This window comes from Burkholderia sp. E168m23, from assembly GCF_016586125.1.
GTDB lineage: Bacteria > Pseudomonadota > Gammaproteobacteria > Burkholderiales > Burkholderiaceae > Burkholderia > Burkholderia orbicola.
In genome coordinates, this window is the sequence record NZ_BCPP01000373.1 from 1 (window position 1) to 6,300 (window position 6,300).

Genomic DNA, 6,300 nt, shown 5'->3' on the forward strand with positions numbered 1-6,300 from the left:
CGACACGTCGATGCCCGACAGATCGACCTTCACGCCGTTCTGCGCGTCGACCAGCACCTGGCGCGCCTTCGCGGGGCTCAGCGTTTCGAGGCCCGGGCCCTTCTGGCCGTTCAGTGCGGCGAGAAACGCGCTCGTCTTCGCATCGGGACCGACGGCGTCGGCGCCCGCGGCGAACGCGGCAGGTGCGGTGGACAGTGCGGCTGCCACGGCGGCAGCGATCAACAGCGGCTTGACGATCTTCATGGTGCAACTCCTTGGTCAGGTCTTTGAATGGCGATGAATGGTTTGCAGTGCGATTGATCAGACGAGCGTGAGCGTGACGTCGATGTTGCCGCGCGTCGCATTCGAGTACGGGCAGACGACGTGCGCACGGTCGATCAGCGTTTGCGCGATGTCGCGATCGAGGCCCGGCAGCGAGATCTTCAGCTCGACTTCGATGCCGAAGCCGTTCGGGATCGCGCCGATGCCGACGCTGCCTTCGATCGCGGCGTCCGCGGGGATCGCGATCTTGTCGCGCGCCGCGACGAACTTCATCGCGCCGATGAAGCACGCGCTGTAGCCGGCGGCGAACAGCTGCTCGGGGTTCGCGCCCGCACCGCCCGCGCCGCCGAGTTCGCGCGGCGTGGTCAGCTTCAGGTCCAGGCCGCTTTCGGGCACCGTCGCACGGCCGTCACGGCCGCCGGTGGCTTTTGCATGGGCGCGGTACAGCACTTTTTCGATCGACATGACAGACTCCTTTTCCACAAATGAATGAAACAGCCTTTGAACCGGGTCCGCGTGCCGGCGGCTGCTCCGCCAGCCTCGCATCAATTTATCTACTCATAGATAGACAAACATCCCCAAAAAAAGCAGGCGGATACTCCACCTGCGCCAATCATCTATCTACTACATGATAGATAACGAAATCCAATAAAAGGCGGCGAACCGCCCGACTTCTTGCGCCGTCCGTCAGGACCGCGTTTTCCAGACGGCCTCGACATCCTCGAGACGCGCCCGCGTGTGAAACAACCGGCTGGCCAGCACGCTGCCCTGAAACGCCGCGTACAACGTGCGCGCCGCGGTTTCGGGTTCGCCGCTGAACTGCAGCGTGCCTTCCTTCGCGCCTTGCTTCAGCAATTCCGCGAGCCAGCGCTCGTTGGCCGTGAAGAACGCCTGCACGGCCTGCCGCACGTTCTCCGGCAGCGTTTCGATGTCGGCCGCGAGCATCCCGCACAGGCAGATCAGGTTGCCGTCGCCGAGCGTGCGGCCGAACATCTTCGTGTACAGGCTCAACTTCACGTCGGCCGGCAACGCCGGATCGATCGTCCGCATGGCCGCGAGGACTTCGTCGCTGTACGCCGCCACCGCTTCCAGCACAAGATCGTCCTTCGACGGGAAGTAGTAGTGGATGCTCGACGTCTTCACGCCCACCAGGTCGGACAGGTCTCGATAGCTGAAGCCGTTGTAACCGCGCTGCATCATCAGCGTGATCGCATGATCGAGAATCTGTTCGCGGACGGTCGGTTTCGTTTCCATGGATCGAACTTTATCTACTCATAGATAGATAGTCAAGCACTTTTTTGCGGCCCCGGCGGAAGATGTGCCGATGCCTGCCGGCCGGGCACTGCCCCGGCGGGCGGTGTACCGCGCTCGGGCGCGGGCCGCGCCCTTCCGTCACTGCGGCTTCAACATCCGCTGAATGATCGTCCGCAGCATCGCACGATGCGCGCGCGGCTTGAACCCCGGCTCGAACACGACGCGCCCGACCGCCCCTTCCGCCAGCGCGAGCAGCCAGGTCGCGACGAGATCCGGCTTCAGGCTTCCGTCGATCCGCCCTTGCGCGACACCACGCTTGATCAGCGCGACCATCCGCCCTTTCACCTGCGCCTCGTTCGCCGCGAACAACGCGGCGACGTCCGGATTGCGCGTCGCCTCCGCCGCGGTCTCGACGCAGATGCGCGCATAGACGGGATCGCTCGACAGTTCCATCAACGTCAGCGCGATCTCCTCGATCGCGGCCAGCGCATCGTCGGCGTCCGCATGCTTCGCGAACAGCTCGGCCATCTCGCGCTGATCGTCCTGCGCGATCGCCTCGATGATCGCCGCCTTGGTCGGGAAATAGTGAAACAGGTTGCCCGGGCTCATCCCGGCCGCCTTGCAGATCGCGGCTGTGGACGTCGCATGGAAGCCGTCGCGCGCAAAACAGTCGATCGCGGCATCGAGAATCTGGCGCCGCTTCGCTTCCACTCTTTCAGGATCGATCCTTCTCAACGGGAACTCCGTGCTCGACGATGGCTCAAATATTTATTAGACTGATTAGTCGATCTATTATCTCCGCGAGACGTCGGAAGCGTCAATGCAGCGTGCGCATGCATGTGCCGCCCGTGGCATTCGCTCACACAAACGATCAGAGGACCAATGAAACGCATCGTCATCGCCGGTATCTCACTCGTCCTGTTCGGCTGCGTCGCGGCGGGCGCGCTTGCGCTGCGCGGCCTGTCCGATTTCGAGCTGAAGGGCGCGAACGTATCGACACTGACGTTCCACGCGGGCGACGCCGACCTCGTCGGCACGCTCGCGCTGCCGGCGCACGCACCCGACGCGCCCATCGCGCTGCTCGTCCACGGCGACGGGCCGCGCACGCGCTTCTCGGACGACGCGATGCTGCCGCTCGTCAACAGCCTGCTCGACGCCGGCATCGGCGTGTTCGCGTGGGACAAGCAGGGCACCGGCCGCAGCAGCGGCGACTGGCTCGCGCAATCGATGCAGGACCGCGCGAACGAAACGGTCGCCGCGATGGCGCGCGTGCGCGCCGCCGCCGGCCCCACGCACAAGATCGGCCTGCTCGGTTTCTCGCAGGGCGGCTGGGTGATTCCGCGCGTGGCGAATGCGGTGCGGCCCGCGTTCTCGGTGATCGTCGGCGGCGCCGTCAGCTGGCGGCGCCAAGGCGCCTACCTGACGCGCCGGCAACTCGAGGCAACCGGCCTGCAGCCGGATCGAATCGATGCGACACTGGCCGCCGAGCGACGCAGCAACGACGCAATCTTCGGTCGAGCGGACGTGCCGGCCGATCCGGCCCGGCGCCCGGACATCGAGCCGCGCCGCTTCGGTTTCATCGCGCTGAACTACCTGGAAGACGCCTCGCAGGCGCTGGCGACGATGCAAGGGCCGGTGCTGGCCGTGTGGGGCGCGCTGGACCGCAACGTCGATGCGGCCGACGAAGCGAACGCTTACGCGCACGCATTCGGGAAGCGGGCCGACCGGCACGTCGTCGTGGTGCCGGGCGCGACGCATGCGTTGCTGCGCGGCCGCTGGTTCGACTATCAGCTCGAGTCCGACTGGCCGAAATGGAAGACGTGGCTGTACATGGCGCTCGGGCGTCACGCTTATGCGCCGGACACGCTCGGCCCGATCGAGGCGTGGATCCGGTCGCAGTAAGCGCGCGCACCGCGCGCCGCCGCACAGGTCACAGGCATCACGCAATATCGGTCGCGCCCGCCCGCGCGACCGCATCAAGGAGAGGTTTCAATGTATTCGTGGTTTGAACGGCGCCTGCCGACTTTCCCGCTCGAAGATCCCGTCACGCCGCCGAAGGGATTCTTCTCGTTCGTCTGGGCGTGCACGAAAGGCGCACGCGGCTGGATTCTGCTGATCGCGCTGACGTCGGCCGCGCTGGCCGCGTACGAAGCCGCTCTGTTCGCGATGATGGGGCACGTGGTCGACTGGCTGTCGTCATCGACACCGGCCGACTTCGGCGGCCGCCACTTCGGCACGCTCGCCGGTTTCGCGGCGATCCTCGCCGGCAGCGCGCTGCTGATCGCGCTGCATACGATGGTCAAGCATCAGGTGCTCGCGATCAACTTCCCGATGCGGTTGCGCTGGCTGTTTCACCGGCTGATGCTCGACCAGAGCCTGTCGTTCTATGCGAACGAATTCGCGGGCCGCGTGACGACCAAGATCATGCAGACCGCGCTCGCGGTGCGCGACGCGCTGTTCATGTCGGTCGACGTCGTGATCGGCGTCACCGCCTACCTGATCGGCATCCTCGTGCTCGCCGCCAGCTTCGACTGGCGGCTGATGATTCCGCTCGCGCTGTGGGCGCTCGGCTACGGCGCGGCATGCGCGTATTTCGTGCCGCGCCTCGGTGCGGTCGGCAGCCGGCAGGCCGACGCGCGCGCGCTAATGACGGGCCGCATCACCGACGCGTATTCGAACATCACGACCGTGAAGCTGTTCTCGCATACGCGGCGCGAAGCCGACCACGCGCGGCGCGCGATGGAAGCGTTCAAGGCGACCGGCGACGCACAGATGCGGCTCGTCAGTGCGTTCGAGATCGTCAACCACCTGCTGTCGACGCTGCTGCTGATCGGCTCGGCCGGGCTCGCGCTGTATCTGTGGATGCACGGCGAGGCGAGCGCGGGCGTCGTCGCAGCCGTGATCGCGATGGCGCTGCGTTTGTCGAGCTACTCGCACTGGATCATGTGGGAAATGACCGAGCTGTTCGAGAACGTCGGCACGATCCAGGACGGCATCAACACGCTGACGAAGGTGCGCAGCGTGGTCGACGCGCCCGATGCGAAGCCGCTCACGGTGCGGCGCGGCGAAATCGTGTTCGACGACGTGCAGTTCGCGCACGAGGACAACGATCGCGCGGTATTCGACGGACTGAACCTGACGATCCGCCCGGGCGAGCGAATCGGCCTGATCGGCCGCTCGGGCGCCGGCAAGTCGACGCTAGTGAACCTGCTGCTGCGTTTCTACGACGTCGGCGGCGGCACGATCCGGATCGACGGGCAGGACATCGCGCAGGTGACGCAGGACAGCCTGCGCGCCGCGATCGGGATGGTCACGCAGGATACGTCGCTGCTGCACCGGACGATGCGCGAGAACCTGCTGTACGGCCGCCCCGACGCGACCGAGCGCGAGATGCAGGATGCGGCCGTGCGCGCGGAGGCGTCCGAGTTCATCGGCCGGCTGCGCGACCGCCACGGCCGCAGCGGCTATGACGTCGAGGTCGGCGAGCGCGGCGTGAAGCTGTCGGGCGGCCAGCGGCAACGCGTCGCGATCGCGCGCGTGATGCTCAAGGATGCGCCGATCCTCGTGCTCGACGAAGCGACCAGCGCGCTCGATTCCGAGGTCGAGGTCGCGATCCAGCGCAGCCTCGACACCCTGATGAGCGGCAAGACGGTGATCGCGATCGCGCACCGGCTGTCGACGATCGCCGCGATGGACCGGCTGATCGTGCTCGACGAAGGGCGCATCGTCGAGGAAGGCACGCACCAGCAGTTGCTGCAGGCGGGCGGCATTTACGCGGCGCTGTGGGCGCACCAGAGCGGCGGGTTCCTCGGCGAGACGGCGGACGCGGAAAGCGTGGCGCAGTAGGCACTGCCCTGTCGCGATGCACGGGATGTCCGCGCGCCGCGTGTCGTTCCGTTGCGCGCGCATCCATCGCTGCCCCGCCTCATAACGATCCGACAATTAATTGGTTCCCTTGACGATGCGCGGTCCGTATCGTTCACCGATTCGTCAGACCAATCGACCAACGGGGGAATCCAACGATGAAACAGATCCGTTCATTCGCGCTGCTCGCCCTGCCGGCCGCGCTCGTCGCCGCCGGCGCGCACGCACAAAGCAGCGTCACGCTGTACGGCATCGCCGACGCGGGCATCGCATACGTCCACAACGCGCAGAACGCGAACGGCAGCAACGCGTCGAGCCTCGTGAAGTTCAGCAGCGGCAACCTGTCGGGCAGCCGCTGGGGGCTACGCGGCATCGAGGATCTCGGCAGCGGCCTGTCCGCGCTGTTCCAGCTCGAGAACGGCTTCAACATCGGCACCGGCGCGCTCGGCCAGGGCGGGCGCGAATTCGGCCGCAAGGCCGTCGTCGGCCTCGCGAGCAGCACCTACGGCACCCTGACGCTCGGCCGCCAGTACGACCCGATCGTCGATCTCGTGCAGGGCCTCACGCAGGACAACTACTTCGGCGGCGTGTTCGCGACGCCGGGCGATCTCGACAACTACGACAACAGCCTGCGCGTCAGCAACTCGGTGAAATACACGAGTCCGCTGATCTCCGGCTTCCAGTTCGAGGCGCTGTACGGCTTCGGCGGCGTCGCGGGCGCGACCGGCAGCGGCCGCACGTACAGCTTCGGCGCGAGCTATGCGAGCGGCCCGCTGTCGCTCGGCGCCGGCTACTTCTACGCGAACGGCGGCACGACGGTCGCGAACGGCGTGCGCACGTGGTCGAGCAGCTCGGACACGCTGTTCAACACCGTGATCAACCAGGGCTTCTCGAGCGCGAAGTCGATCCAGATCGTGCGCG

6 protein-coding genes and 1 pseudogene are annotated in these 6,300 nt (G+C 66.4%); 3 read left to right on the forward strand and 4 right to left on the reverse strand.

The features are described 5' to 3' along the window. The 4 genes and pseudogenes from JMF90_RS19330 to JMF90_RS19345 form a co-directional block, all read right to left on the reverse strand. Positions 1-243, reverse strand: a pseudogene (locus JMF90_RS19330) (alpha/beta hydrolase); the annotation flags it as partial. 57 nt (positions 244-300) lie between these two features. Next, positions 301-726 carry an organic hydroperoxide resistance protein gene (locus JMF90_RS19335; RefSeq protein ID WP_006481042.1) on the reverse strand — a complete coding sequence of 142 codons (426 nt, stop codon included), beginning with the start codon at positions 724-726 and terminating at the stop codon, positions 301-303. Between the two features lie 222 nt (positions 727-948). Then, on the reverse strand, positions 949-1,515 hold the full coding sequence (locus tag JMF90_RS19340) for a TetR/AcrR family transcriptional regulator (protein ID WP_012337111.1): 567 nt from the start codon (positions 1,513-1,515) through the stop codon (positions 949-951). A gap of 138 nt (positions 1,516-1,653) precedes the next feature. Next, entirely contained in the window at positions 1,654-2,250 is a 597-nt protein-coding gene (locus JMF90_RS19345) for a TetR/AcrR family transcriptional regulator (RefSeq protein ID WP_201317227.1), read from the reverse strand. A 147-nt stretch (positions 2,251-2,397) separates the two neighbouring features. On the opposite strand from JMF90_RS19345, the gene JMF90_RS19350 reads away from it, so the two are divergent. From JMF90_RS19350 to JMF90_RS19360, 3 genes are all read left to right on the forward strand, one after another. Then, positions 2,398-3,417, forward strand: a complete 1,020-nt coding sequence (locus JMF90_RS19350) for a S9 family peptidase (protein ID WP_200161127.1) — start codon at positions 2,398-2,400, stop codon at positions 3,415-3,417. A 90-nt stretch (positions 3,418-3,507) separates the two neighbouring features. Further along, positions 3,508-5,361: an ABC transporter ATP-binding protein gene (locus tag JMF90_RS19355; protein WP_200161126.1), complete on the forward strand. Its 1,854-nt coding sequence runs from the start codon at positions 3,508-3,510 to the stop codon at positions 5,359-5,361. A 176-nt stretch (positions 5,362-5,537) separates the two neighbouring features. Continuing rightward, the coding region (locus tag JMF90_RS19360; protein ID WP_201325326.1) for a porin at positions 5,538-6,300 on the forward strand (763 nt) is incomplete at its 3' end.

What these genes read in the sequence shown, in the direction of transcription:
- JMF90_RS19335 (WP_006481042.1), bottom strand. Translation starts at nt 726, where the DNA reads ATGTCGATCGAAAAAGTGCTGTACCGCGCCCATGCAAAAGCCACCGGC.
- JMF90_RS19340 (WP_012337111.1), bottom strand. Translation starts at nt 1,515, where the DNA reads ATGGAAACGAAACCGACCGTCCGCGAACAGATTCTCGATCATGCGATC.
- JMF90_RS19350 (WP_200161127.1), top strand. Translation starts at nt 2,398, where the DNA reads ATGAAACGCATCGTCATCGCCGGTATCTCACTCGTCCTGTTCGGCTGC.
- JMF90_RS19355 (WP_200161126.1), top strand. Translation starts at nt 3,508, where the DNA reads ATGTATTCGTGGTTTGAACGGCGCCTGCCGACTTTCCCGCTCGAAGAT.